General features: G+C 70.6%; 23 protein-coding genes and 1 pseudogene. 17 read left to right on the plus strand and 7 right to left on the minus strand.

Annotated elements, in window-relative coordinates:
• The first annotated feature begins 99 nt into the window (after positions 1–99).
• The 8 genes from ltnD (at position 100) to C4B68_RS08610 (ending at position 7,693) form a co-directional block, all read left to right on the plus strand.
• Complete coding sequence (gene ltnD, locus C4B68_RS08575; protein WP_099498789.1) at positions 100–1,017, plus strand: L-threonate dehydrogenase; 918 nt, start codon at positions 100–102, stop codon at positions 1,015–1,017.
• 1 nt (position 1,018) lies between these two features.
• The gene (gene otnK, locus C4B68_RS08580) at positions 1,019–2,299 is read left to right on the plus strand and encodes a 3-oxo-tetronate kinase (protein ID WP_099498790.1); all 1,281 of its coding nucleotides are present in this window, start codon (positions 1,019–1,021) and stop codon (positions 2,297–2,299) included.
• Complete coding sequence (locus tag C4B68_RS08585; RefSeq protein WP_099498791.1) at positions 2,296–2,973, plus strand: class II aldolase/adducin family protein; 678 nt, start codon at positions 2,296–2,298, stop codon at positions 2,971–2,973. Before otnK ends, C4B68_RS08585 begins: the two co-directional genes overlap by 4 nt.
• A 58-nt stretch (positions 2,974–3,031) precedes the next feature.
• Positions 3,032–4,333, plus strand: a complete 1,302-nt coding sequence (locus C4B68_RS08590) for an MFS transporter (protein WP_240634259.1) — start codon at positions 3,032–3,034, stop codon at positions 4,331–4,333.
• Positions 4,334–4,402: 69 nt separating this feature from the next.
• Complete coding sequence (otnI, locus tag C4B68_RS08595) at positions 4,403–5,206, plus strand: 2-oxo-tetronate isomerase (RefSeq protein WP_099498793.1); 804 nt, start codon at positions 4,403–4,405, stop codon at positions 5,204–5,206.
• Positions 5,203–6,249, plus strand: coding sequence for a D-erythronate dehydrogenase (gene denD / locus C4B68_RS08600; RefSeq protein WP_099498794.1), 1,047 nt, complete (start codon positions 5,203–5,205; stop codon positions 6,247–6,249). The genes otnI and denD overlap by 4 nt, the downstream gene beginning before the upstream one ends.
• Positions 6,250–6,259: 10 nt before the next feature.
• Complete coding sequence (locus tag C4B68_RS08605) at positions 6,260–7,012, plus strand: FadR/GntR family transcriptional regulator (protein WP_099498795.1); 753 nt, start codon at positions 6,260–6,262, stop codon at positions 7,010–7,012.
• Positions 7,013–7,222: 210 nt separating this feature from the next.
• Positions 7,223–7,693 (plus strand): Rieske (2Fe-2S) protein, encoded by a 471-nt coding sequence (locus tag C4B68_RS08610; RefSeq protein ID WP_099498796.1) that lies wholly within the window; start codon positions 7,223–7,225, stop codon positions 7,691–7,693.
• A gap of 68 nt (positions 7,694–7,761) precedes the next feature.
• Here C4B68_RS08610 and C4B68_RS08615 read toward each other — a convergent pair.
• From C4B68_RS08615 to C4B68_RS08630, 4 genes and pseudogenes are all read right to left on the minus strand, one after another.
• Positions 7,762–8,401: pseudogene (locus C4B68_RS08615) on the minus strand (cytochrome P450); the annotation flags it as partial.
• A 95-nt stretch (positions 8,402–8,496) separates the two neighbouring features.
• The gene (gene pucD / locus C4B68_RS08620) at positions 8,497–10,908 is read right to left on the minus strand and encodes a xanthine dehydrogenase subunit D (RefSeq protein ID WP_099498797.1); all 2,412 of its coding nucleotides are present in this window, start codon (positions 10,906–10,908) and stop codon (positions 8,497–8,499) included.
• A gap of 2 nt (positions 10,909–10,910) precedes the next feature.
• Positions 10,911–11,531 (minus strand): (2Fe-2S)-binding protein, encoded by a 621-nt coding sequence (locus C4B68_RS08625; protein WP_099498798.1) that lies wholly within the window; start codon positions 11,529–11,531, stop codon positions 10,911–10,913.
• Entirely contained in the window at positions 11,531–12,421 is an 891-nt protein-coding gene (locus C4B68_RS08630; protein ID WP_099498799.1) for an FAD binding domain-containing protein, read from the minus strand. Before C4B68_RS08630 ends, C4B68_RS08625 begins: the two co-directional genes overlap by 1 nt.
• Before the next feature lie 341 nt (positions 12,422–12,762).
• Between C4B68_RS08630 and C4B68_RS08635 the strand changes: the two genes are divergently transcribed.
• The 7 genes from C4B68_RS08635 to C4B68_RS08665 all read left to right on the plus strand — a co-directional run bounded on the left by C4B68_RS08635 (position 12,763) and on the right by C4B68_RS08665 (position 19,081).
• Positions 12,763–14,436, plus strand: coding sequence for a PucR family transcriptional regulator (locus C4B68_RS08635; RefSeq protein WP_099498800.1), 1,674 nt, complete (start codon positions 12,763–12,765; stop codon positions 14,434–14,436).
• Positions 14,437–14,585: 149 nt separating this feature from the next.
• Positions 14,586–15,359 carry a hypothetical protein gene (locus tag C4B68_RS08640; RefSeq protein WP_099499033.1) on the plus strand — a complete coding sequence of 258 codons (774 nt, stop codon included), beginning with the start codon at positions 14,586–14,588 and terminating at the stop codon, positions 15,357–15,359.
• Between the two features lie 223 nt (positions 15,360–15,582).
• A complete protein-coding gene (locus C4B68_RS08645) occupies positions 15,583–15,894 on the plus strand; it encodes a hypothetical protein (protein WP_099498801.1) in 312 nt (103 codons plus the stop codon).
• Between the two features lie 136 nt (positions 15,895–16,030).
• Positions 16,031–17,383 carry a DUF308 domain-containing protein gene (locus C4B68_RS08650; protein ID WP_099498802.1) on the plus strand — a complete coding sequence of 451 codons (1,353 nt, stop codon included), beginning with the start codon at positions 16,031–16,033 and terminating at the stop codon, positions 17,381–17,383.
• Between the two features lie 51 nt (positions 17,384–17,434).
• Positions 17,435–17,827, plus strand: a complete 393-nt coding sequence (locus C4B68_RS08655; protein ID WP_143674224.1) for a hypothetical protein — start codon at positions 17,435–17,437, stop codon at positions 17,825–17,827.
• Positions 17,820–18,494: a hypothetical protein gene (locus C4B68_RS08660; protein WP_099498804.1), complete on the plus strand. Its 675-nt coding sequence runs from the start codon at positions 17,820–17,822 to the stop codon at positions 18,492–18,494. The genes C4B68_RS08655 and C4B68_RS08660 overlap by 8 nt, the downstream gene beginning before the upstream one ends.
• Positions 18,491–19,081 (plus strand): hypothetical protein, encoded by a 591-nt coding sequence (locus tag C4B68_RS08665; protein WP_099498805.1) that lies wholly within the window; start codon positions 18,491–18,493, stop codon positions 19,079–19,081. The genes C4B68_RS08660 and C4B68_RS08665 overlap by 4 nt, the downstream gene beginning before the upstream one ends.
• Here the strand turns inward: C4B68_RS08665 and C4B68_RS08670 are convergent.
• Positions 19,078–19,389 carry a hypothetical protein gene (locus C4B68_RS08670; protein ID WP_099498806.1) on the minus strand — a complete coding sequence of 104 codons (312 nt, stop codon included), beginning with the start codon at positions 19,387–19,389 and terminating at the stop codon, positions 19,078–19,080. The genes C4B68_RS08665 and C4B68_RS08670 overlap by 4 nt on opposite strands.
• 192 nt (positions 19,390–19,581) lie before the next feature.
• Entirely contained in the window at positions 19,582–20,496 is a 915-nt protein-coding gene (locus tag C4B68_RS08675) for a GntR family transcriptional regulator (protein ID WP_240634260.1), read from the minus strand.
• Between the two features lie 157 nt (positions 20,497–20,653).
• Here C4B68_RS08675 and C4B68_RS08680 point away from each other — a divergent pair, with 157 nt between their 5' ends.
• Together C4B68_RS08680 and C4B68_RS08685 are read left to right on the plus strand one after the other, a co-directional pair.
• The gene (locus tag C4B68_RS08680; protein ID WP_099498807.1) at positions 20,654–21,532 is read left to right on the plus strand and encodes a (2Fe-2S)-binding protein; all 879 of its coding nucleotides are present in this window, start codon (positions 20,654–20,656) and stop codon (positions 21,530–21,532) included.
• A gap of 236 nt (positions 21,533–21,768) precedes the next feature.
• The gene (locus tag C4B68_RS08685; RefSeq protein WP_099498808.1) at positions 21,769–22,809 is read left to right on the plus strand and encodes a DUF2637 domain-containing protein; all 1,041 of its coding nucleotides are present in this window, start codon (positions 21,769–21,771) and stop codon (positions 22,807–22,809) included.
• 108 nt (positions 22,810–22,917) lie between these two features.
• Here the strand turns inward: C4B68_RS08685 and C4B68_RS08690 are convergent, their stop codons facing one another.
• The gene (locus C4B68_RS08690) at positions 22,918–23,370 is read right to left on the minus strand and encodes an ATP-binding protein (RefSeq protein WP_257217180.1); all 453 of its coding nucleotides are present in this window, start codon (positions 23,368–23,370) and stop codon (positions 22,918–22,920) included.
• Between the last annotated feature and the right edge of the window lie 141 nt (positions 23,371–23,511).

The raw sequence follows: 23,511 nt of genomic DNA on the forward strand, positions 1-23,511 counted from the left end.
TCCTCAGGTCATCATATGACCTGACCGCCAGCCAGGCGGGGGCACGACCACGAGCTGCTCGCGCCCCCGGACGGCACAGCGAGACAAGGATGTTTGCGCATGAACGACCAGGACAGGTCCGCCCTGCCGCGCGTGGGTGTGGTGGGGCTCGGAGCCATGGGCCTCGGCATGGCCCGCAGCCTGCGGGAGGCGGGCTACGACGTCGGGGTCCACGACCTGCGGGCAGAGGCGGCCGCGGACTTCGCCCGTGACGGTGGCACGGCGTTCGCCTCCCCCGGCGATCTGGCGGCCGCGGTGGACGTCCTGGTCGGTGTGGTGGTCAACGCGGCACAGGTCGAGTCGGTGCTGTTCGGCATCGGCGGTGCCGCCGGCCGGCTCCGCCCGGGCGCCGTCTTCGTGATGTGCTCCACGGTCGATCCCGGTTGGTCCGCCGAACTCGAAGGCCGCCTGGCCGAGTTGGGTGTGCTCTACCTGGACGCTCCCATCTCCGGCGGCGCCGTGCGTGCGGCGGCCGGCGAGCTGACCATGATGACGTCGGGCTCCGCCGCGGCGTACGCGCTCGCCGACCCGGTGCTCGACGCCATGAGCAGCACGGTCTACCGCCTGGGCGAGAGCGCCGGGCTCGGCTCGAAGGTCAAGATCGTCAACCAGCTGCTCGCGGGCGTGCACATCGCCGCGGCGGCCGAGGCGATGGCCCTGGGCATCAGGGCAGGCGTTCCGGCCGAGGCGCTCTACGAGGTCATCACGCACAGCGCCGGCAACTCGTGGATGTTCGAGAACCGCATGGCGCACGTACTCGCCGGTGACTACACGCCGCTTTCCGCGGTCGACATCTTCGTCAAGGACCTCGGCCTCGTACTCGACTCCGCCCGGCCGCAGAAGTTCCCGCTCCCCCTCGCCGCCACCGCCCACCAGATGTTCCTGCAGGCGTCGGCGTCCGGTCTGGGTGCCGAGGACGACAGCGCGGTCATCAAGATCTTTCCGGGGATCGACCTGCCCGAGCCGGTGGAGGGCTGACATGGGAATCCGACTCGGTTGCATCGCCGACGACTTCACCGGGGCCACCGACCTCGCCAACAACCTGGTGCGCGCGGGCATGCGCGTGGTCCAGCTGATCGACGTACCGTCGGAGGGCGCCGGACAGCCCGTGGACGCGGACGCCGTCGTCATCGCGCTCAAGTCGCGGACCGTCCCGGCCGCCGACGCCGTCGAGGCGTCGCTGCGGGCACTGGCCTGGCTGAGGTCCGTGGGTGCCGAGCAGATCTACTTCAAGTACTGCTCGACCTTCGACTCGACGCCCGCCGGCAACATCGGGCCGGTCACCGAGGCCCTGATGGACGCGCTGGACGCCGACTTCACCGTCGCGACGCCCGCGTTCCCCGACAACGGACGCACGGTCTTCAAGGGCCATCTCTTCGTCGGTGACGTGCTGCTCGGCGAGAGCAGCATGCGCCACCACCCGCTCACGCCGATGACCGACTCCAACCTGGTCTCCGTCCTCGGCGCGCAGACCACGCGACCGGTCGGTCTCATCGACCACACGGTCGTCGCGGGCGGCGCCGACGCGATCCGGGCCCGTATCGACGAGTTGCGCGCGGAAGGCGTCGAGATGGCCATCGCCGACGCCGTCTCCAACGACGACCTTGTGCGCCTGGGCGAGGCGGTCCGCGGGCTGCCGTTGGTGACCGCGGGCTCGGGCCTGGCGATCGGCCTGCCCTCGAACTGGGGGTTCAAGCCGTCCCCCGCCGCGGCTCAACTGCCCCCGCCCGGCGGCCATCAGGCCATCGTGTCCGGATCGGTTTCCGCCGCTACGAACGGCCAGGTGCGGGAGTTCCTGCGCAGCGGCCGTCCCGGGTTCAGCGTGGACCCGATGCGTATCGCGGCCGGTGAGGACGTGGCGGGCGAGGCGTTGGCGTTCGCCGAGGCGCACCTGACCGACGGGCCGGTCCTCGTCTACTCCACCGAAACGCCCGACGCGGTACGGACCGTCCAGGGCCGACTCGGCGCCGCCGAGGCCGGTGAGCTCGTGGAGCAGACCCTCGCTCGCGTCGCGCAGGGGCTCGTGGAGCGCGGTGTCCGCCGGCTCGTCGTCGCGGGCGGCGAGACCTCGGGGGCGGTCGTCCAGGCTCTCGGCATCACCGGGCTGCGGATCGGACCGCAGATCGACCCCGGTGTGCCGTGGTGCGCGGCCACCCTTCCCGACGGGGACACGCTCCACATCACGCTCAAGTCCGGCAACTTCGGTGGCCCCGACTTCTTTTCCGCCTCCTTCGCCCTGCTGGACGGGGATGCCTCGTGAGCCGGCCCCTCGACAGCACCTCCGTCGACGAGGCACGCCGCGAGATCGTCCGGGTGGGCACGAGCCTGTTCGCCCGCGGTTACGTCCACGCCAGCGCCGGCAACATCAGCGCCAAGGTCGGCGACGGCCACCTGATCACGCCGACCGACGCCGCCCTGGGCTTCCTCGAACCCGACCGTCTCGCGCTGGTCGACGCCGGGGGCGAGCAGATCGCGGGCGACCGTGCCAGCAAGACCCTGACACTCCACCGCCGTATCTACGCCGCCGACCCCACGGCCCGCTTCGTCATCCACACCCACTCCACGCACCTGGTCGGGCTCACCCTGTCCAGCGTGTGGAGCCAGGACGACGTACTCCCGCCCATCACGCCGTACTACGTGATGAAGGTCGGCCACGTCCCGCTCATCCCCTACCACCGGCCCGGCGATCCGCGCGTGGCCGACCTGGTGACCGCCCGCATCGCCGACCGGGCGGCGAGCGGTACGCCGATCAGGGCCGTCCTGCTCGACCGGCTGGGCCCTGTGGTCTGGGGCCCGGACGCGGCCGGCGCCCTCGCCGTCCTCGAAGAACTCGAGGAGACGGCACGCCTCTGGCTCCTGACCGACCGTCAGCCCGAGCCACTCCCCGCCCCCGCTCTCGACGAACTGAGGTCCACGTTCGGCGCCGCTTGGTGATCAGCTCCCCGCTCTGTCAGAGAAACCCCTGAGCCGCAAGAAGGTCAACGTCATGTCAATGTCGACAGCGACGGCCGAGGCCCCCGACCTCGCCCGCGAGAACGCCGTCTTCCGCAAGGTCGTACGGCGTATCGTCCCCTTCCTCATCCTCTGTTATGTCGTCTCCTACCTGGACCGGGTCAACGTCGGCTTCGCCAAGCTGCAGATGTCCGACGACCTCGCGTTCAGCGAGGCGGCGTACGGCCTCGGTGCCGGTCTGTTCTTCATCGGGTACTTCCTCTTCGAGGTCCCCTCGAACCTGATACTCCAGCGGGTCGGCGCCCGCACTTGGATCGCCCGGATCATGATCAGCTGGGGCCTGGTGTCGGCGGCGTTCGTGTTCGTCAACAACGAGGCGACGTTCTACGTGCTCAGGTTCCTCCTCGGCGCCGCGGAGGCCGGGTTCTACCCCGGCGTGATCCTGTACTGCACCTACTGGTTCCCGTCGCACCGCCGTGCCCGCGTCATCGCGATGTTCATGTCGGCCATCCCCGTGGCCGGTATCTTCGGCAACCCGCTCTCCGGCTGGATCTTGGACCGGTTCGACGGGGTGAGCGGCTGGCACGGCTGGCAGTGGATGTTCCTGCTCGAGGCCATCCCCGCGCTCATCATCGGCGTGCTGACGCTGTTCTACCTGGACAACGGCGTGCGTGACGCGAAGTGGCTCTCCGACGAGGAGAAGACCGTCGTCGAGCGGGCGCTCGCCGAGGACACCGCGCACCAGACGGTGCACGGCAAGGTCTGGGACGCCTTCCGCGAGCCCAAGGTGTGGCTGCTGTGCCTCGTCTACTTCTGCTTCGTGATGGGCCAGTACGCCCTGACGTTCTGGATGCCCACCTTCGTCGAGTCCACCGGCATCGAGGGCAACCTCGCGATCGGTGTCCTCAGTGCCGTGCCTTTCCTGACCGCGCTCGTCGCGATGAACCTGTTCGGCCGCTCGGCGGACAAGCACCGCGAACGCCGCTGGCACCTGGTCATCCCGAGCCTCATGGGCGCCGTCGGGTTCACGCTGGCAGCCTCCTGGTCCGGCTCGACCGTGCTGTCCCTGATCGCGCTGTCCTTCGCCGCGGCCGGCGTACTGACCTGCGCACCGCTGTTCTGGTCGCTGCCCACCGCGTTCCTGGGCGGCGCCGCCGCCGCGGCCGGCCTTGCCGTGATCAACTCGGTGGGCAACCTCGCCGGCTTCGTCAGCCCGTACATGATCGGCGCGGTCAAGGACGCCACGGGCTCGTCGTCGGTCCCGATGTACATCCTGGCGTTCAGCCTCGTCGTCGGTGCGGCCGTGGTGCTCACCACCAAGAAGGACGTCGTCAACCGCTGACCGGCGTCGGCAGCGGGACCGGACGCGCGATCCGGTCCCGCTGCGCACACAGGAGTTACAGGAGTCACCATGCCGAGGTTCGCAGCGAACCTGTCCATGATGTACACGGAGCACCCCTTCCTCGACCGCTTCGCCGCGGCCTCGGCGGACGGCTTCGAAGCCGTCGAGTACCTCTTCCCCTACGAGTACGACGCCACCGAGCTGCGCCGCCGGCTCGACGACCACGGCCTGCGGCAGGTGCTGTTCAACGCGCCTCCCGGAGCCTGGGACTCCGGTGAGCGCGGGATCGCCGCGCTGCCCGGACGCGAGAAGGAGGCGCGCTCCGGGATCGACCGGGCACTGGAGTACGCCGCGGCGCTGGGCTGTCCGCGGGTGCACATGATGGCCGGGCTGGTGCAGCCCGCCGCCACGCCCGCGGACGCGGCCCGGCACCGCGCGGCCTACCTGGCCAACCTCGCCTGGGCCGCGGAACGAGCCGCCGCAGCGGACGTGGACATCCTGATCGAGCCGATCAACGGCCGCGACATGCCGGGCTACTTCCTGACCCGGCAGGCCGAGGCCCACTCGGTGGTGCAGGAAGTCGGTGCCCCGAACCTCAAGGTCCAACTCGACCTCTACCACTGCCAGATCGTCGAGGGCGACCTCACGACGACCCTGCGCCGCGACGTACCGACGGGCCGGGTCGGCCATCTGCAGATCGCGGGGGTGCCCGACCGTCACGAACCCGACCGGGGCGAGCTGAATGCCCGTCACCTTTTCGACGTGATCGACGCGTTGGGCTTCGACGGGTGGATCGGCTGCGAATACCGCCCCCGTACCGGCACGAGCGAAGGTCTCGGCTGGCTGAACGACTACCGAGGAGACAACACATGAGGATTGTCATCACGGGTGGCTTCGGCTTCCTGGGACGGCAGGTCGCGGGCGCGCTGCTGGAGCGGCGGACGTTCCGTGGTGCCCCGATCGACCGGCTGGTGCTCGCCGACCGGTTCGTGGACGCCTCGTCGCAGCTGGCGGGCGACCCGCTCGTGGACATCGTGCAGGGCGATCTGACCGACCGCCTCGACGAGCTGTTCGCCGAGCCGGTGGACGTGGTGATCCACCTCGCCTCCGCCGTGTCGGCCGAGTGCGAGGCCGACTTCGACCTCGGCATGAGCGCCAACCTGGACACGACCCGAGCGCTGCTCGAAGCCGCCCGGGCCCAGTCCGCCGCCGGCGGTCCGCTGCCGCGCGTGGTGTTCTCCAGCAGCGTCGCGGTCTACGGCAGCGACCCGGCGCTGCCGCTGCCGCCGGTGGTCAGCGAGGCGACCCTGCCGACGCCGCGGTCGAGCTACGGCATTCAGAAGTTCGTCTGCGAACAGCTGGTCGCCGAATACACCCGCCGCGGCTTCGTCGACGGACGTGTCACCCGTCTGATGACCGTGTCGGTCCGACCGGGCAAGCCGAACGCGGCCGCGTCCGGCTTCCTGTCCGGCATCATCCGCGAGCCCCTCGCGGGCCTGCCGGCCGTCTGCCCGGTCGATCCCGCCCTGCGGGTGGCCCTGGCCTCACCGCGGCGCACGGTCGAGGGAATCCTCCGCGTCGCGGAGCTCGAGCGCGGCGACGGCCCGGGCCTGCTCGACGGCAATATCCCGGTCAACCTTCCGGCGCTCACGGTCTCGGTCGCCGAGATGCTGGACACACTGCGGCGCGTGGCCGGCGACGCCGTCGCCGACCTGGTGACGATCACGCCCGATCCCGGCGTCGAGGCCATCGTCGGCTCCTGGCCCGCCGCCTTCGACAACGCGCGCGCCGCGGCGCTCGGGCTCGAACCCGACCCGAGCTTCGAGTCGGTGGTACGGGACTACCTCGCCGACCATGCCGACGCGGTCGCGGCCGCCGAACCGCTCGCCACGGGGCGCCCGAACTCGGACCGATAGACTGAAGACCATGTTTTCCAAGGTGAGCGGTCCCGTGCGGCTCACGGACCGGGTCGCCGCGATACTCGCGGCGGAGATCGAGTCCGGGCGGCTGGCCGAGGGCGACAAGCTGCCGACCGAGGTGGAGCTGGTCAAGCAGCTCGGCGTCAGCCGCACGGTCGTCCGCGAGGCCGTCTCGCGGCTCCGTACCGCGGGCCTGGTCGAGCCACGCCAGGGCCTCGGTGTGTTCGTCCTGCCGCGGCGCACGCGACCGCTCGACCTCGAGGGCGAGTCCGCCGACACCAAGTCCAAGGTGCTGCAGATCGTGGAGGTCCGCTCCGCCATGGAGGGCGAGGCGGCCTCCCTCGCGGCCATCCGCGCCACGCCGGCCGCCCTCTCGCGTATGCATCAGGCCCTGGACGCGATCGACGCGGCGGTCGCGTCCGGCGGCGACGGCGTGGACGAGGATCTCGCCTTCCACCGGTCGATCGCCGAGTCGACGGGCAACGCCGTGCTGGTCTCGACGGTGCGGTACCTCGGCGAGGTGGCGCGCAGCGGGATCCGCGTCACCCGTGCGAACGAGGCGCGCCGCTGCGACTTCATCGAAGCGGTCCGGCTGGAGCACCACGCCATCCTGGCCGCCATCGAGTCCGGCGACCCCGAGGCGGCCCGCGCCGCGGCGCGCAGTCACATGAAGCACGCCGCCTCCCGGCTCCAGGACGCGGACGACAGCTTCTGGACCGAGACCGAGGACCTCGACGTGGATCTCGACACCACGCCCTGACCCCGCAGTCGGCGATCGCCACAGACGACTCAGGCCCCTGGCTCCGCGAGAGGCCTGTGCGCTGCTCTGGGCTGTCTCGTTAGTCCCGTCCGCCATACGGATGTTGAGCGAGTGGCGCTTCTGATCCATGCGGTGGGCGGAAGCGTAATCTCACGCTCCGGGTGGCGATCTTCGCCAGCCGGTCCGAGACGATCCGACAGGAAGTGACGCATGGCCGAGACGTCCGGCATTCCAGGAGATGTGAACCGCCGTACCGTCGTGGCGGGGGTGGGGACCGCGGGACTCGCGGCCGCGCTCACCGCGTGCGGCACCAACGACAAGGAACAGGCACCCTCTCAGAACACCGCGACCCCCACGCAGAGTGGCGCTCCGTCAAAGGCCGCCGGCACGGGCGGCACGGTGCTGGGCAAGACGTCCGACATCCCCGTCGGCGGCGGCATGGTCTACGCGAAGGCGAAGGTGGTGGTCACCCAGCCGACGTCGGGCGACTTCAAGGGCTTCTCCGCGATCTGCACCCATCAGGGCTGCACGGTGAACAAGGTGCAGGACGGCGAGATCCTGTGCCCCTGCCACAAGAGCAAGTTCAAGATCACGGACGGCGGCGTGGCGGAGGGCCCGGCGACCAAGCCGCTGCCGGCGGCCGAGGTGACCGTGGCCGACGGCACCATCCGGCTGGCCTGACGATCGAGGCGGCGGCCTGGGGAGGGCTACAGCCTTCCCTCGTACGGCGTACCGACCCCGAAGTGGCGTCATTTCAGCCGTACGGGCAGCGTCCGGAAGCCGTGGCCGATGAACGACTCGGCAACGGGCGCGGGCCCCTCCGACTCGTCGAGGCTCAGCCCGGGGAAGCGCTCGAAGAGCACCGGGAGTGCGACGGAGGCCTCCAGGCGGGCCAGTGGGGCGCCGACGCAGTAGTGGACGCCGTGGTCGAAGGCGAGGTGCTCCTTGTCGGTGCGGGTGATGTCGAAGCGGCCCGCGGTCTCGCCGTGCCGCACGGGGTCGGGTCCGACCGCCGCGTACGTCGCCAGGATCGCGTCGCCGCGCGGGATCAGCGTGCCGTCGGCGAGCTTGATGTCCTCGACGGCGTACCGCAGCGGGAGGCCGGCGATCTAGGGGGGCCCAGCGCAGGGTCTCCTCGATGACGTCGCTCCAGGGGATCTCGCCGCCGAGGACACGGGCGAGCTGGTCGGGGTGGCTGAGCAGGGCGTGGACCGCGTTGCCGATCAGATTGACGGTCGTCTCGTGGCCCGCGCCGATGACGAGGAGGAGCGTGTCGATCAGCTCGGTCTCGCTGAGCCGCGAGCCCTCCTCGTCGCGGGCCGCGATCAGGGCGGTCGTCATGTCGTCGCCGGGCTGCTCGCGCTTCGCCGGGACCAGTCCGGCGAGCAGTTCAAGGGTCTCCTGCAACGACCGCGAGCGGTGCGGTGCTGGAGTACTCCGGGCGGCGCGGAGTGTGTGACGTTCCGTGCGCCGCCCGGAGGGTCTTACGCGGACTCGATTCCCGTCAGGTGCTCGGGGCGTACCGGCGTCCGGTTGAGCTCCAGACCCGTCGCGTTCCGGATCGCCGCGAGGACGGCCGGGGTGGACGACAGGGTCGGGGCCTCGCCGACGCCGCGCAGCCCGTACGGCGCGTGGTCGTCGGCGAGTTCGAGCACGTCGACCGGGATGGTCGGCGTGTCGAGGATGGTGGGGATCAGGTAGTCCGTGAAGGAGGGGTTCCTGACCTTGGCCGTCGTGGGGTCGACGATGATCTCCTCCATGACCGCCACGCCCAGGCCCTGGGTGGTACCGCCCTGGATCTGGCCGACGACGGACAGCGGGTTGAGCGCCTTGCCGACGTCCTGGGCGCAGGCCAGCTCGATGACCTTGACCAGCCCGAGCTCGGTGTCCACCTCGACGACCGCGCGGTGCGCGGCGAAGGAGTACTGGACGTGGCCGTTGCCCTGGCCGGTGCACAGGTCGAAGGCCTCCGTCGGACGGTGCCGCCACTCGGCCTCGACCTCGACGGAGCCGTCCTCCAGGACGTCCACCAGGTCCGCGAGGACCTCGCCGCCGTCGGTGACGACCTTGCCGCCCTCCAGCAGGAGTTCGGCGGTGGCCCAAGCCGGGTGGTACGAACCGAACTTGCGGCGGCCGATCTCCAGGACCTTCTCGCGCACCAGCTCGCAGGAGTTCCTGATTGCGCCTCCGGTGACGTACGTCTGACGCGACGCGGACGTCGAACCGGCGCTGCCCACCTGCGTGTCGGCCGGCTGGATGGTCACCTGGGTGACGCCCAGCTCGGTGCGGGCGATCTGCGCGTGGACGGTGACGCCGCCCTGGCCGACCTCCGCCATCGCGGTGTGCACGGTGGCCACCGGCTCGCCGCCGACGACCTCCATACGGACCTTGGCCGTCGAGTAGTCGTCGAATCCCTCGGAGAAGCCGACGTTCTTGATGCCGACCGCGTAGCCGACACCGCGTACGACGCCTTCACCGTGGGTGGTGTTGGAGAGGCCGCCCGGCAGCTGCCGTACGTCGGCCTCCTCGCCGGCCGCTAGCCACTGCTGCTCGGGCGGCATCGGCATCGCCTTGACGCGGCGCAGGAGTTCGGCCACCGGGGCCGGCGAGTCGACGACCTGCCCGGTCGGCAGGAGCGAGCCCTGCGACATGGCGTTGAGCCGGCGGAACTCGACCCGGTCCATGCCCACCGCGTCGGCGAGCTTGTCCATCTGCGCCTCGTACGCGAAGCACGCCTGGACGGCGCCGAAGCCGCGCATGGCGCCGCAGGGCGGGTTGTTGGTGTAGAGGGCGATGGCCTCGATGTCGACGTTGTCGATGACGTACGGGCCCGCGCCGAGGGAGGCCGCGTTGCCGACGACCGCCGGGGAGGCCGACGCGTAGGCGCCGCCGTCCAGGACGATCCGGGCCTTCATGTGGGTGAGCTTGCCGTCCTTGGTCGCCCCGTGCTCGTAGGAGAGCCTCGCGGGGTGGCGGTGGACGTGTCCGAAGAAGGACTCGAAGCGGTTGTAGACGATCTTGACCGGCTTGCCGGTGCGCAGCGCCAGCAGGCAGGCGTGGATCTGCATCGACAGGTCCTCGCGTCCGCCGAACGCCCCGCCGACACCGGAGAGCGTCATCCGCACCTTGTCCTCGGGCAGGCCGAGGACCGGGGCGATCTGGCGCAGGTCGGAGTGCAGCCACTGGGTGGCGATGTAGAGGTCGACGCCGCCGTCCTCGGCGGGCACGGCGAGGCCGGACTCCGGGCCGAGGAAGGCCTGGTCCTGCATGCCGAAGGTGTACTCGCCCCTGACGATGAAGTCGGCCTTCTGGGCGGCCTCTTCGACGTCGCCGCGGACGATCGGCTGGCGGTGCACGATGTTCGGGTGCGGGACGTGGCCGATGTGGTGGTCGGTGCGGCCCTCGTGGACGAGGACCGCGTCGGGCGCGGTCGCGGACGCCTCGTCCGTGATGACCGGCAGTTCGCGGTACTCCACCTTGATCTTGGCGGCCGCGCGGCGCGCGGTCTCCGGGTGGTCGGCGGCGACGATCGCGACCGGCTCGCCGTGGTGGCGGACCTTGCCGTGGGCGAGGACCGGGGTGTCCTGGATCTCCAGGCCGTAGTTCTTCACGTCGGTCGGCAAGTCGTCGTACGTCATGACGGCGTAGACGCCGGGCTGCGCGAGAGCCTCGGAGGTGTCGATCGACACGATCTCGGCGTGGGCCACCGTGGAGCGCAGGATCTGGCCCCAAAGCATGTCCTCGTGCCACATGTCGGATGAGTACGCGAACTCGCCGGTGACCTTGAGGATGCCGTCCGGGCGGAGCGTGGACTCGCCGATGCCGCCGGTGGTCCTGGAGCCCTGCGTGATGCTGGTGGGCGTACCGGTCGTACCCGTCGTACCCGTGGTACCCATCGTCAGACCGCCTCAGACTGCCGGGCGGCCGCCAGGCGGACCGCGTCCATGATCTTCTCGTAGCCGGTGCAGCGGCACAGGTTGCCCGAGAGCGCCTCGCGGATGTCCGCGTCGGTCGGGTTCGGGGTGCGCTCCAGCATCTCGTCCGCCGCGACCAGCAGACCCGGGGTGCAGAAGCCGCACTGCACGGCGCCCGCGTCGATGAACGCCTGCTGGATCGGGGAGAGTTGAGCCCCCTCACCGGCCTGCGAGTCGTGGCCCTGGGCGACCCAGCCCCTGGCCTCGTCGAGCGACGTCCCGGAGGTGCCCGACGCGCCCGCCGAACCGCCCGCCGAACCGCACGCACCCGACGCGCAGCCGCCCTCGGACCGCTGCCTGGCGTAGTCCGCGAGCCCCTCGACCGTGACGACCTCGCGGCCGTCGACCTGTCCGGCCGCGACCAGACACGCACACACCGGCACGCCGTCGAGGCGGACCGTGCAGGAACCGCACTCGCCCTGCTCGCAGGCGTTCTTGGAGCCGGGCAGGCCCAGGCGCTCCCTCAGCACATACAGAAGGGATTCGCCCTCCCAGACGTCGTCGGCTTCCTGCGGACGGCCGTTGACCGTGAAATGGACGCGCATCACGCGACTCCCTCCGTGCGGGCGGCGGTGCCGCGGTACGTCTCCCAGGTCCAGGTCAGCGTGCGGCGGGCCATGATGCCGACCGCGTGGCGGCGGTAGCTCGCCGTGCCCCGGACGTCGTCGATCGGGTTGCAGGCGGCGGAGCACAGGTCCGCGAACTGCTTGGCGACCGAGGGCGTGATGATCCTTCCGTTGTCCCAGAAGCCGCCCTCTTCGAGCGCCGCGTTCAGGAACTCCTCGGCGGCCTTGGCGCGGACCGGGGTCGGCGCGGCCGAGCCGATGCCGGTGCGGACCGTGCGGGTCTCGGGGTGCAGGGCCAGCCCGAAGGCGCACACCGCGATCACCATCGCGTTGCGGGTGCCGACCTTCGAGAACTGCTGCGGGCCGTCCGCCTTCCTGATGTGTACGGCCCTGATCAGCTCGTCGGCGGCGAGCGCGTTGCGCTTGACGCCGGTGTAGAAGTCGTCGATCGGGATCAGCCGGGATCCGCGTACGGACGCGACCTCGACCTCGGCGCCCGCGGCGAGGAGGGCCGGGTGGGCGTCACCGGCCGGGGAGGCGGTGCCGAGGTTGCCGCCGACGCCCCCGCGGTTGCGGATCTGCGGGGAGGCCACGGTGTGGGAGGCCAGGGCCAGGCCGGGGAGCTCGCCGCGCAGGTTCTCCATGATCTTGGTGTAGGGGACGGAGGCGCCCAGGCGCACGCTCTCCTCGCCCACCTCCCACTCGCTCAGCTCACCGATGCGGTTCAGGTCCAGGAGGTACTCGGGCCGGCGGTGGTCGAAGTTGATCTCGACCATCACATCGGTGCCACCCGCAATCGGCACGGCGGTGGGGTGCTCGGCCTTGGCGGCGAGCGCCTCCTCCCAGCTGGCGGGGCGAAGGAAGTCCATGAGTGGCTCTCTTCTTCGTATCGTGGCTGGTCCGCTCGAGCCAGTTCGTGTGCGGCGGGCCCGGCTCGTTCATGAGGCGTTAACGCGGATTGGGCTCAGTACACAGCGCTGTCCAGCGCCGGGGTCAGTCACCGAAACCATGAAGGAGTTGGCTGACCAGGACGCCCATCTTGTAGATTCATATGAACGGAGGTCATCAGAAATCTCTCTGTTTTGCCCTGGAAACAGTGAGCACGCTCTTCACGTCCAGGGCACGGACCCATGCGGTCGGAGAAGCCCCTCGCGGCGTCCTCACCACCAGATCCATCGTAGATTTCGAGACAAAGAACGGCGGCGACGAAATGCGGCTGCGCGCACTGCTGGACACCGATGCGCTGGGGCTGCGGCTGCTCGGCGGCGAGGACGAGCTCGACCGCACCGTACGCGGTGTGATGACCACGGACCTCAAGGACCCCAGCCGCTATCTCGCGGGCGACGAGCTGGTCCTCACCGGCCTCGCCTGGCGGCACGACGCCGCCGACTCCGAGCCCTTCGTGCGCATCCTCACGGCCGCCGGGGTCGCGGCCCTCGCCGCCGGTGAGGCGGAGCTCGGGGACATCCCGGACGACCTGGTCCTGGCCTGCGCCCGGCACCGGCTGCCGCTGTTCGCCGTGCACGAGTCGGTGGCGTTCGCGACGATCACCGAACACGTCGTACGGAAGGTCTCGGGCGAGCGCGCCGGGGACCTGGCCGCCGTGGTGGAGCGGCACCGCCGGATGATGACCTCGGGCCCGGCGGGCGGCGGGCCCGACGTGGTCCTGGACCTGCTCGGCAGCGATCTCGACCTGCGCGCCTGGGTCCTGTCCCCGACGGGACGGCCCATCGCGGGCCCGAAGGCCGCGGGGGCCGCACTGCCCGCGGACGCGTGCGCCAAGCTGGCCGCCGAGCATCTTGCGGCTGCGCGCACCGGGCGCCGGGGGCCGCACCGGGCGACGGTCGGCACGACGACGTACTCGCTCTTCCCGATCCGCTCGTCCGGGCGCTCCACGGGCGCCTCGCGGGACGTGCGCGAGACGGTGCTCTCCGACTGGCTGCTCGCCGTCGAGGCCGACGCCGCGGACTGGCCGGAGGAGCGGCTCGATCTGCTCCAGGGCGTCACGCAGTTGGTCGCGGTGGAGCGGGACCGGCGCGACGCGGCGCGCACGGTGCGGCGGCGGCTCGCTCAGGAGGTCCTGGAGCTGGTGCAGACGGGCGCCGCGCCCGCCGAGATCGCGGCCCGGCTGCGGGTCGCCGCACCGGTGCTGCTGCCGGGCCTCGGCGCCGCGCCGCACTGGCAGGTGGTCGTGGCACGCGTCGAGTGGGACGGCGGGGAGATCGAGGGCGGTCCGGTCGCCCAGTCGCTCCTTGAGGAGATCCTCGTCGACCCGTTGGCGACAGGTCCCGAGCACTCCGACCGCATCGCCGTCGCCCACACGGGCGACGAGGCGATCGCGCTCGTCCCCCTTCCCGCGATGGCGTCCGAGCACGACGGCTCCGATTCCGGTCTCGTCGCCGACACGCTCCTGGAGGCCGTACGGGACCCGCTGTCGGCCGGCCTGAACGACGACGGGCGGGTCACGATCGGCGTCAGCGCCGCCGTGCACTCGGCGGAGGGGCTGCGCGGTGCGCTGGAGGAGGCACGGCACGCACGGCGGGTGGCGGCCGCCCGGCCCGGCCGGGTGTGCGCGGCCGGGCACCAGGAACTGGCCTCGCACGTGCTCCTGCTGCCCTTCGTACCGGACGACGTACGCCGCGCCTTCACCGCCCGGCTGCTGGACCCGCTGCGCGACTACGACCGCCGCCACCGCGCCGAGCTGATCCCCACCCTTGAGGCGTTCCTGGACTGCGACGGCTCGTGGACGCGCTGCGCGACGCGGCTGCACCTGCACGTCAACACACTGCGCTACCGGGTGGGCCGAATCGAGCAGTTGACGAGTCGGGACCTGTCACGCCTGGAGGACAAGCTCGATTTCTTCCTGGCCTTGCGCATGAGCTGAGGTCGCGGGCCCGGCGGCCGCGACCTCCCCAAGTGCCGCCGATGCCCGAGACTTTGTGAAATCCTTCACCCAGCCCCTTGGCCGGGCCCCGTGATCCGTGCTGAGATGCCACCACTCAACAGCTCAATGGTGTGCTCGGGGAGGGCAACGTGGCGCAAACCGCCATGTCTGGTTCCGGAACGACTGCAGGGGACGATCCACTCCAGACCGCGGTATGGCGGCTGCGCTCGCGTGCCTGCTGGGCAGACGCCGCCGCGCTGCTCCAGCCGCATACGGCGGAGGCGGCGCTGCAAAGGGCCTCGCTGCTCGTCGAGCGATGTCTGTACACCGAGCAGGGCTGGGCCGACGCGGAGGACGCGCTGCGCACGGCCGAGGCGGTGGCGCGGAGCGACGACGAGCGGGGCGCGGCGGCCTGCGAGCGCGGGCAACTCGCGTACGCGGCCACGCTGCTGGGCGTACGCGACCGGGCGGACGAGGCGCGGGCCGCGCTCGGCCGGGCCGCCGCGCTGATCACTCCCGGGGCGCCCGGGCGGGCCCTCCTCGACTACCGGCGGGGGCTGCTCGCCGAGAACGTGGCGCGGTCGCCGCAGGCCGCGCGGGCCGCGTACCGGCGGGCGCACGCGGGGGCTGTCGCCCACGACGACCCGTTGCTGCTGTCCTTCACCTGGCGGCACCTTGCCGGACTCGCCCTGCGGGACGGGGAGGTGGCGGAGGCTCGGCACGGGTTCGCCGAATCTCTGCGGATTCGGGAGGAGTTGGGGTTCCTGGTGGGGACGGCCCCGGCGTTGGCGTCGCTGGCCGACGCGGAGGCCGAGCCCGAGGCGTCGCGGCTGCGCGCCGAGGCGGGGCGGCTGTTCCGGTTGCTCGGGGGCGTGCCCACGTGGCTGGAACGCCAACTGACACCGCCTGCGGCCACTGCCTGAGGGTTCGGGACGGATACACACAAGGATCGGAAGGCGGAGAAGGTCGACAGGATCCCCGTCGAAGGAAACCAGGCATTCGCACGCCACAGCACTCGCTTGATAAGAAATAAGCAGGGCGACTGGCGCAACGGCGCCTTCGGCAACAACCAGGACGTCACCGTCCAGGATCCGGTCCATCAACCGATGAGCCCGAACGGTTCGTATCACGGGGGACGTACAGGCCATGGCAAACGATTCAGACCTCAAGGTCAACGTCGACCTTCTCGTGGAATCCGAGTCCCGACTCAAGAGCCTGCGGAAGGAGTTCAAGAACATCGAAAATCGCAATGACGACATGCACCCCTATTGGGGCAGCGGTGAAATCACCGACACGATGGACGAGTTCGTGGACAACTGGGACGACTACCGGGCAAAGATGCTGGAGAGCATCGACACCGTAGGGAAACTGGTCAAATCCACCATTGACTCATTCGAGGGCCTGGACGCCGATTTGGCCAAGGGCCTGCGCGACGGGAAGAAGGACAAGAAGAAGTAAACTCTTGCCGATCCGACGGCGAGACCCCATGGTGGTGTGCGCCGTCCGGTACGCAGGCCAGGCCTTGGACAGGACGACGGGCGTAAGCACGCCACCCGGGGCCGGCGACCACAGCAACGGGGAGACGTAAGAAACAGTGGTCACATCGTCCAAGACCAGGCCCAGGGACTGGAATCCGCTCGCCGACTCCGACCCCGTACCCGGGGATCCTGAGGAGATCCGCGCCGAGGTGAAGCACATGAAGGGCGTCGCGGCGTCGCTCCGCGAACAGGCCCGAATGCTGCGCGGGATCGGCGACGACAACGAGCTCAAGGGAAAGTACGCCGGAAAGCTGAAGGAAGAGTCCGGCACGCTCGAAAAGCACCTGCGCGAGGTCGCGGGCCGCTACGAGCGCGTCCACGGACACCTCACCAACTGGGCCAACGACCTGGAGGACTTCCAGACCCAGGCCGACGGCGTCCTGCGCAGGGCCAAGGAGAAGCAGGAAGAAGTCGACGCCGAAAGGGCCAAGAAGCAGTCCGGTGACAGCGACAAGCCCAAGCCGTCCGAGAGCGGCGACGAGGGCGATCCGCTGCGCGACTTCCGCGACCAGCTCGACCGCATCAAGGAAGACCGCGACAGCCGCGCCCGCCACCACGCGAAGCAGATCCGCGACCAACTCGACGATGTCATCGAGGACAGCTGGTGGGACGACATCAAGGGCTGGGTGCACGAGAACGCGGACTGGATCAAGGTCGTCATCGACGTCCTGGGCTGGATCGCGACGATCGTAGGCGTCATCGCCATGTTCATCCCCGGTCTCAACATCGCCGTCTTTCTGCTGATCGCCGGATTGATCGTGGTCGGCACCAGACTGCTGCTCGTGGCCTCCGGCGACGCCAGCTGGATGGATGTCGCCATGGATTCCGTCGGCCTGCTCACCATGGGCATGGGGCGCCTCGGCGTCTCCCTGCTCAAGGGAGCGAACTCGGCTACCAAGGCAGCGGCCGCCGTCTCGCGGGTCGGCAAACTCAAGGACGGCATCCGCGCCCACTCCCGCGTCATGGACGAGCTCGGCCGGACCATTGCCACCACGTCGGACGACGCGACCCGGGCCTTCTCGCGCGAGCTGCGCACCTTCATCCGGAAGAAGATCCTCGACGACGCCGGCCGTATCTCCACGGATCCGCAGCTCAGCAAGCTTGCCAAGGCCGCCAACCTCGGCGACGACGAGGCCGCGAGCCTGTACGCCAATATCGCCAAGAACGGCGCCGCCTTCCCCGACGCCGTCTCATCGGCCTCGCGCATAGGCGCCAACGCCGGCTACGGCCTCTCCCTCGCGGGCGCCTACATCGGTACCGGCGCCGATTTGATCGACAAGACCTTCGGCCAGAGCGACGCCATCGCCGCCGCGCACGAAAAGTTCGGCACCCCGGACAAGCCGTTCAGCGAGACATACAACGACTGGAAGGCGAACACCTGGAAGCCGCCCGTCGACACGCACTGGTGAGCTGAGCAATGGTCAGACAGCACGAGCCCGACGAACGGAAGTCATGAACTGATGTCCCCCAACCGATCAGTGGCCGACTCGGCGGTGGTGGCCCGCCTCGGCGGTGGCGTCGTAGCAGCGGCACGCCTGTGCGTCATCGTTCCGGCGGTGTTCATCGTCGCGTACTTCCTGCTGGCCATGGTTACTCCGCGGGCGTTCGTCCCGGTCTGGGTCTGGACCGAGCGAGCGGTGGTGTCCGCGGGCATTGCCGGCGTGCTGTGGATCTTCACGCGCCACCCATGGCACAGCCGCCGCCCGGCAGGCCTCACCCATGCCCTCGCCGTCTCCTGCCTCCTCGTCCTGCCTGCGGTCGTGACGGGGTTCTGGCCCGCTGTCTTCGGTGCCTTCGTCACCCCGCTGCTGGTGGCCGGCTCCGCGATCGTGGAAAGGCTCCGGAGTGTCTGACCTTTCCGACGACGTGCGTACGGTTCCGGCTCCGGCTCCGGGTCCGAACCCCACCACATCCCGGGCGCTGGTCGGATACCGGCTCGTCCCCCCGCCAGGCTGGGACATGATCCCCCTGCGGAACGGCACGGACGACGCCGTGCGGCGGATCGTCGACCGCTCTGTGGACCATCTGTCGGAGGAGATCCCGAAGGACGACGTCATCAAGGCGCGTCTGGAGCTGATCAAGCGGCTCAACAAGGCTGTCCAGCAGGCGCGCAAGGCAGGCGGGCTGACGCTCTACCTCCCGGTGGAGCGGATCCATGGCACGCTGGTCGCCGCCTCGATCGTCGTCTCGGAGGCCCTCTCCGGCCCCGGAGTGAACGTCGCAGGCGACGATGTCGTGGCCCAGCTCCTGGCGGACGGCGCGGGCAGCGAGCCGGTGACCGTCGACGGCGCCGACGGCGTCCGCATGGACAAGGTCGTCGCCGCCGACGCGGAGCGCGAGGTCGAGCACGCCTCCCGCCGCATCGACTACGCACTCCCGGTCCCGGGAAGCCCGGTCGCGCAGTCGGTGACCGTGTGCTTCAGCACCATCGCCGACGGGGACCCCCGCAGCGAGTTCGCCGACGTCCTGGTGGAACTCTTCGACGCCGTGATGACCACCTTCCGCTGGAGCTACGAGTGATCTTCCTCGAGACGGACTCCGACCCCGCGGAGTGGCTGCTCATGCCGCTGGTGTGGGACAGCGTCGACGACCGCCAGAAGTGGGCGCAGACGAACGCGGACATGCTGTGGCGGCTGCGCGAGAAGCGCCCGAAGCGGCGCGAGGTCCGCGCTCTCGCACAGCGCTTGGACATGCTGGCCGAGGGCATCCCCGGCCGGGTCCCCGCCCACCAGGTGTTCCTCTACGCACCTGACCCGCGCCGGATCCCGCTGGCCTTCTACGCCCTCACGGTTCCCAGCGAAGGCGACCGCACAGCAAGCCTGCGCGAGGCTGTCCAGGCCGATCAGGAGAGCCCGGTGCGTCCGGTCGAGGTGGACACGTTCACGACGGAGAGACTGGGAGAGGGCCTCCGGTCCCTGCGCTACTGGGGATCCCGCGAAGGCTCACTCATGATGTCGCTCAACTTCGCCTGGCGTTCGGAGCAGTTCGGAGTCGACCTCTCGCTCCGCACGGTTGCCGACGACCCCGGCTGGCTGGCCGCTCACCTCGACGAGGTCGATGACTTCGCGCGGAGTCTGTGGCTGGCCGTACCGCCGGACAGGCCCTAGCTGCTCTGGATTTGCGCCCAGAGGTTGCGGGCGAACGTCATGACCTCCGCGCGGAGTTCGGGGTCGCGGGCCACGTAGACCACGACGGCCACGATCACGACGAGGGTCAGGAAGCCGCGCAGGCTGCCGCCTCCGCCTCCTCCGCCGCCGCCGTACGACGTGGGGCGGTGCGTGATGTGGGGTGCGCCGGTGTGGCGGGCCATGTCGTGCATCTCGCGATGTATGCGTACGTGGTTCTGGTGGATCTGCTGGGCCTGCTGCGCGGCCTGCTGGGCTTGCTGCTGGGCCATCCAGGACGGGTCAGGCATCGGTCTCTCCCCCGGTTCGGTGCGGCTTGCGCCGTGTATGCGGGGGCACGCAGGCCCGGGCGCGCGGGGTTCCCGGCGGCGGGGCGTGTTGCACGGACCGTACGGTTTCGCGACAGGGGCGGGCGGAAGGGTACGTACCGGCGACTACGGGGCAGGCGGACGGGCGCGTACGGCCAACCACGTGCCGTGGTGTCAGGACGCGCCCGCGAAGTGCTCCCGGACCAGGGACTGCACGACCTGCAGGTCCCCCGCGCTCAACGCGTCCAGGAGGGCACTGTGTTCGGCGGCGTCGGCCACGAGGTCGGCACGGCCCCGGGAGACGGGACCGCCGACGAGGGGCCACTGGGCGCGGCGGTGCAGGTCGTCCGCGATCCGTACCAGCTGTTCGTTGCCGGCGAGGGTGAGCACCGCGCGGTGGAAGGCGCGGTCGGACTCGGCGTAGGTCGCACGGCAGCCCGAGGACGCCGCACGCGCCGTGGCCTCGGCGAGCGGGCGCAGCTCCGCCCAGCACGCGGCGGGCACGGTGCGCGCGAGGCGCAGCATCACCGGGACCTCGATCAGGGCCCGGATCTCGGCGAGTTCGGCCAGCTCGCGGGTGCCGCGCTCGACGACCCGGAAGCCCCGGTTGGGTACGACCTCGACGGCGCCTTCGAGGGCGAGCTGCTGCATCGCCTCCCGTACGGGTGTCGCGGACACCCCGAACCGCTCGCCGAGCACGGGCGCCGAGTACACCTCTCCGGGCGCGAGCTCGCCCGCGACGAGCGCGGTGCGCAGGGCGTCCAGGATCTGGCCGCGCACGGAGGCCCGCTGCACGACGGGACGTGCGACCTCGACGCGCGGACGCGGGATGGGCGTCTCGCTGTGCGTGTGCTCGCCCCGAGCCCCGGGCTCGGCTCCGACCCCGGCCCCAGCGACGGGCCCAGTGGCGGCGGGCCCGGCGGCGGTCCCTGCACCCGTGCCCGTGCGGGCATCTCCCGAGTCGGCACGGCGCGTCCGCTCCACATCCGCGGCCTGCGGCTGCGACGGCACGCGGACGGACCGCATGCGGATGTCCGGGACCCCCGCCCCGGCGGAGCCGTGCGCGCTGCGCGGACCGGTCTGCTCCACGGGGCCCTCCTCCTGGCTTGGTGGTACTTGGGGGTCAATGCGGCGGTTGCGACCCGTCCGTCAAGCACCATAGGCGCACATGGTGCCAGTTCAAACATTCGAGGGTTCGGGTAAGGTAAGGCTTACCTGTCAACGACCGTGAGGCGGTGGCCCCCGCATGTCCGCTCCCGCCCCGCCCTTGGGCACCTCGGTCGACACCGGCGTACGCCCGGCCCTCTCGGCCGTCGCGGACGCGTACGCCCAGCTGACCGAGGTTTTCCCGGGGCTGAGCGTCACGGAGTTGAGGCACGGGGAAGCGACCCCGCGGGACGGCGGCTGGATCGCCGCCGACGGGCTCGCGGAGGGCGGGGCCGACCTCGACGCGTTTCTCGCGTGGGACGAAACACAGGTGATCCGGGACTACGGACAGCGGGCGCGGCCGGACGTCGTGGCCAGCTTCGGACTGCACCGGTACGCCTGGCCCGCCTGTCTCCTCATCACCGTTCCCTGGTTCCTGCGGCGCCGCGTGCCCCGCCTCCCTGTGGAGCACGTCACATACGAGCGCACCCTCGGCCGCATGGCCGTCCGCGTCACCACCTTCGCCTGTCTGCCCGACGACCCGGCGGCCGGCCTGCCCGGCGCCCGGGTCGTACCGGACGAGGAGGCACTGCGGGCCGAGGTGCGGGCCGCCGTGGCCGAGCACCTGGAGCCGGTCCTCGGCGGTTTCGGCCCGCGCATGCGGCGGCGCGGCCGGGCCCTGTGGGGCATGGCGACCGACGAGGTCGTCGAAGGCCTCTGGTACGTCGCCCATCTGCTCGGCGAGGAGCGGCGCGCGATGCGCGAGCTGGAGCTGCTGCTGCCGGGGGCGACCCGGCCGTACGTCGGTTCCGCCGCGTTCCGTGAGCTGACGGGCCCGAACGGGGAATCGCTGCCCACCCGCGACCGGGCGAGCTGCTGCCTCTTCTACACCCTGCGCCCCGAGGACACCTGCGCCACCTGCCCGCGGACCTGCGACGCGGACCGCGTGACCAAGTTGACGGCTACCACCGCCAGTTGAGCCAAGGCGATTCACAACTTCCTCACTTGTCGCGGGAACTTTCCACGGAACCACTCGTACGGGTAATCTTATTCGTACTCAACTCCCGTCCCTCGCAGGGCAGTTCGAGCAGAATGCCGCCCTGCGCATCCCCTTGCACTCCCTTGGCGGCCTCTTGCCCCGAAAGCCCCTGAGGGCTGACGGGATTGGGCCACTATGGCGGGCGTTACGCCCTATCCCAATGCAAGGGACCCCAGATGAGACTGACCGACATATCGCTGAACTGGCTGCTTCCTGGCGCCGTTTTGCTCCTGGGACTGCTGGCAGCGGTGGCGGTGCTCGCGCGCGGCAAGCGATCAGGGGAGAACGCGAGCGGCAGCGACGACTCGTGGGAGCGCAGCGAGGAGCGCCGCAGGCGCAAGGAGGCCGTCTACGGCACCGCCTCGTACGTGCTGCTGTTCTGCTGTGCGGCCGTCGCCGCCGCCCTGTCCTTCCACGGCCTGGTCGGCTTCGGCGAGCAGAACCTGGGCCTTTCCAACGGCTGGCAGTACCTGGTCCCGTTCGGCCTGGACGGTGCGGCGATGTTCTGCTCCGTCCTCGCGGTCCGTGAGGCCAGCCACGGTGACGCGGCGCTCGGCTCCCGCATACTCGTGTGGGCCTTCGCCGCGGCCGCCGCCTGGTTCAACTGGGTGCACGCACCCCGCGGTCTCGATCACGCGGGCGCCCCGCACTTCTTCGCGGGCATGTCGCTGTCGGCCGCGGTCCTGTTCGACCGCGCGCTGAAGCAGACCCGCCGTGCCGCGCTCCGTGAGCAGGGCCTCGTCCCGCGTCCGCTGCCGCAGATCCGCATCGTCCGCTGGCTGCGCGCACCCCGTGAGACGTACGCCGCCTGGTCACTGATGCTTCTGGAGAACGTCCGCACCCTCGACGAGGCCGTGGACGAGGTGCGCGAGGACCGCCGCCAGAAGGAGCAGACCCGACTGCGCCGCCGGGAGCAGGAGCGGGTCGAGCGCGCGCACCTGAAGGCGCTCAGCCGCGGCCACCGTGGCCTGGTCGGCCGGGGTGCCGGACGAGAGCTCGAGACGACGGTGGAGCGGGCGCCGGCCCAGGCCCCCGCGGAGCCTGCCATATCGACCCCGGAGCAGCTGCCCGTACGCTCACGGCCCTCCCTTACGCCCGTCCGCAAGAGCACTGATCCGATCACCGTCGACCTCACCGCCGAGGACGACACGATGGCCCTGCCGCGACTCGACTCCCTGGAGCGCAAGCTCAAGGACCTCGAGCAGCAGTTCGGCTGACACCTCCAGAGCGACCAATCGGAGCGACCCTTCAGGGCGACCCTTCAGGGACCCCGAAGGAGGTCCCTGAAGAGAACCGAGCCTGGAAAACCGCGGCGGCGCAGTGTCCTACACCGCGCCGCCGTCCAGTTCGAACCACACCGCCTTGCCCACGCCGTGCGTCCGTACGCCCCAGGCGTCCGCGAGGGACTGGACGAGGACAAGGCCTCTGCCGTGCGTACCGTCGTCGGCGTCCGGTACCCGCAGACTGGGCCTGCGTCCCACGAAGTCCCTCACTTCCACGCGGAGTCCGCGGGGTGAGAGGGTGGCCGTCAGAACCGCGTCGTGGTCGGTGTGTATGAGTGCGTTGGTGACGAGCTCGCTGGTCAGCAGCTCGGCTGTCTCGGACCTTCCCGGCCTCCCCCAGTGCCGTAAGAGCTCCCTCAGCGCCTTGCGGGCCTCGGGAACCGCCCGCAGGTCCGCTCTGCCCAGCCTGCGCCTGAGCTGTGCGCCTTCCGGCTGGTCCGTCACCTCGTCGGCCGCTTCCTCCACTGCCTTCGCGGAGGAGGTCCCCATGGCCATGGGGCCACCTCCCCGTGCCTGCCTCTTCATGACCCCCGCCTGCACGCCGATGCCGGTTCCCTCCTGCTCGAACACGTTCACGGGGATCCATGCCCGCGTCGGGAACGCGACAGTCATGTCGAATCGTCAACCAACTCCTGG

Origin of the sequence: Streptomyces dengpaensis (assembly GCF_002946835.1) — a bacterium.
Taxonomy (GTDB): domain Bacteria; phylum Actinomycetota; class Actinomycetes; order Streptomycetales; family Streptomycetaceae; genus Streptomyces; species Streptomyces dengpaensis.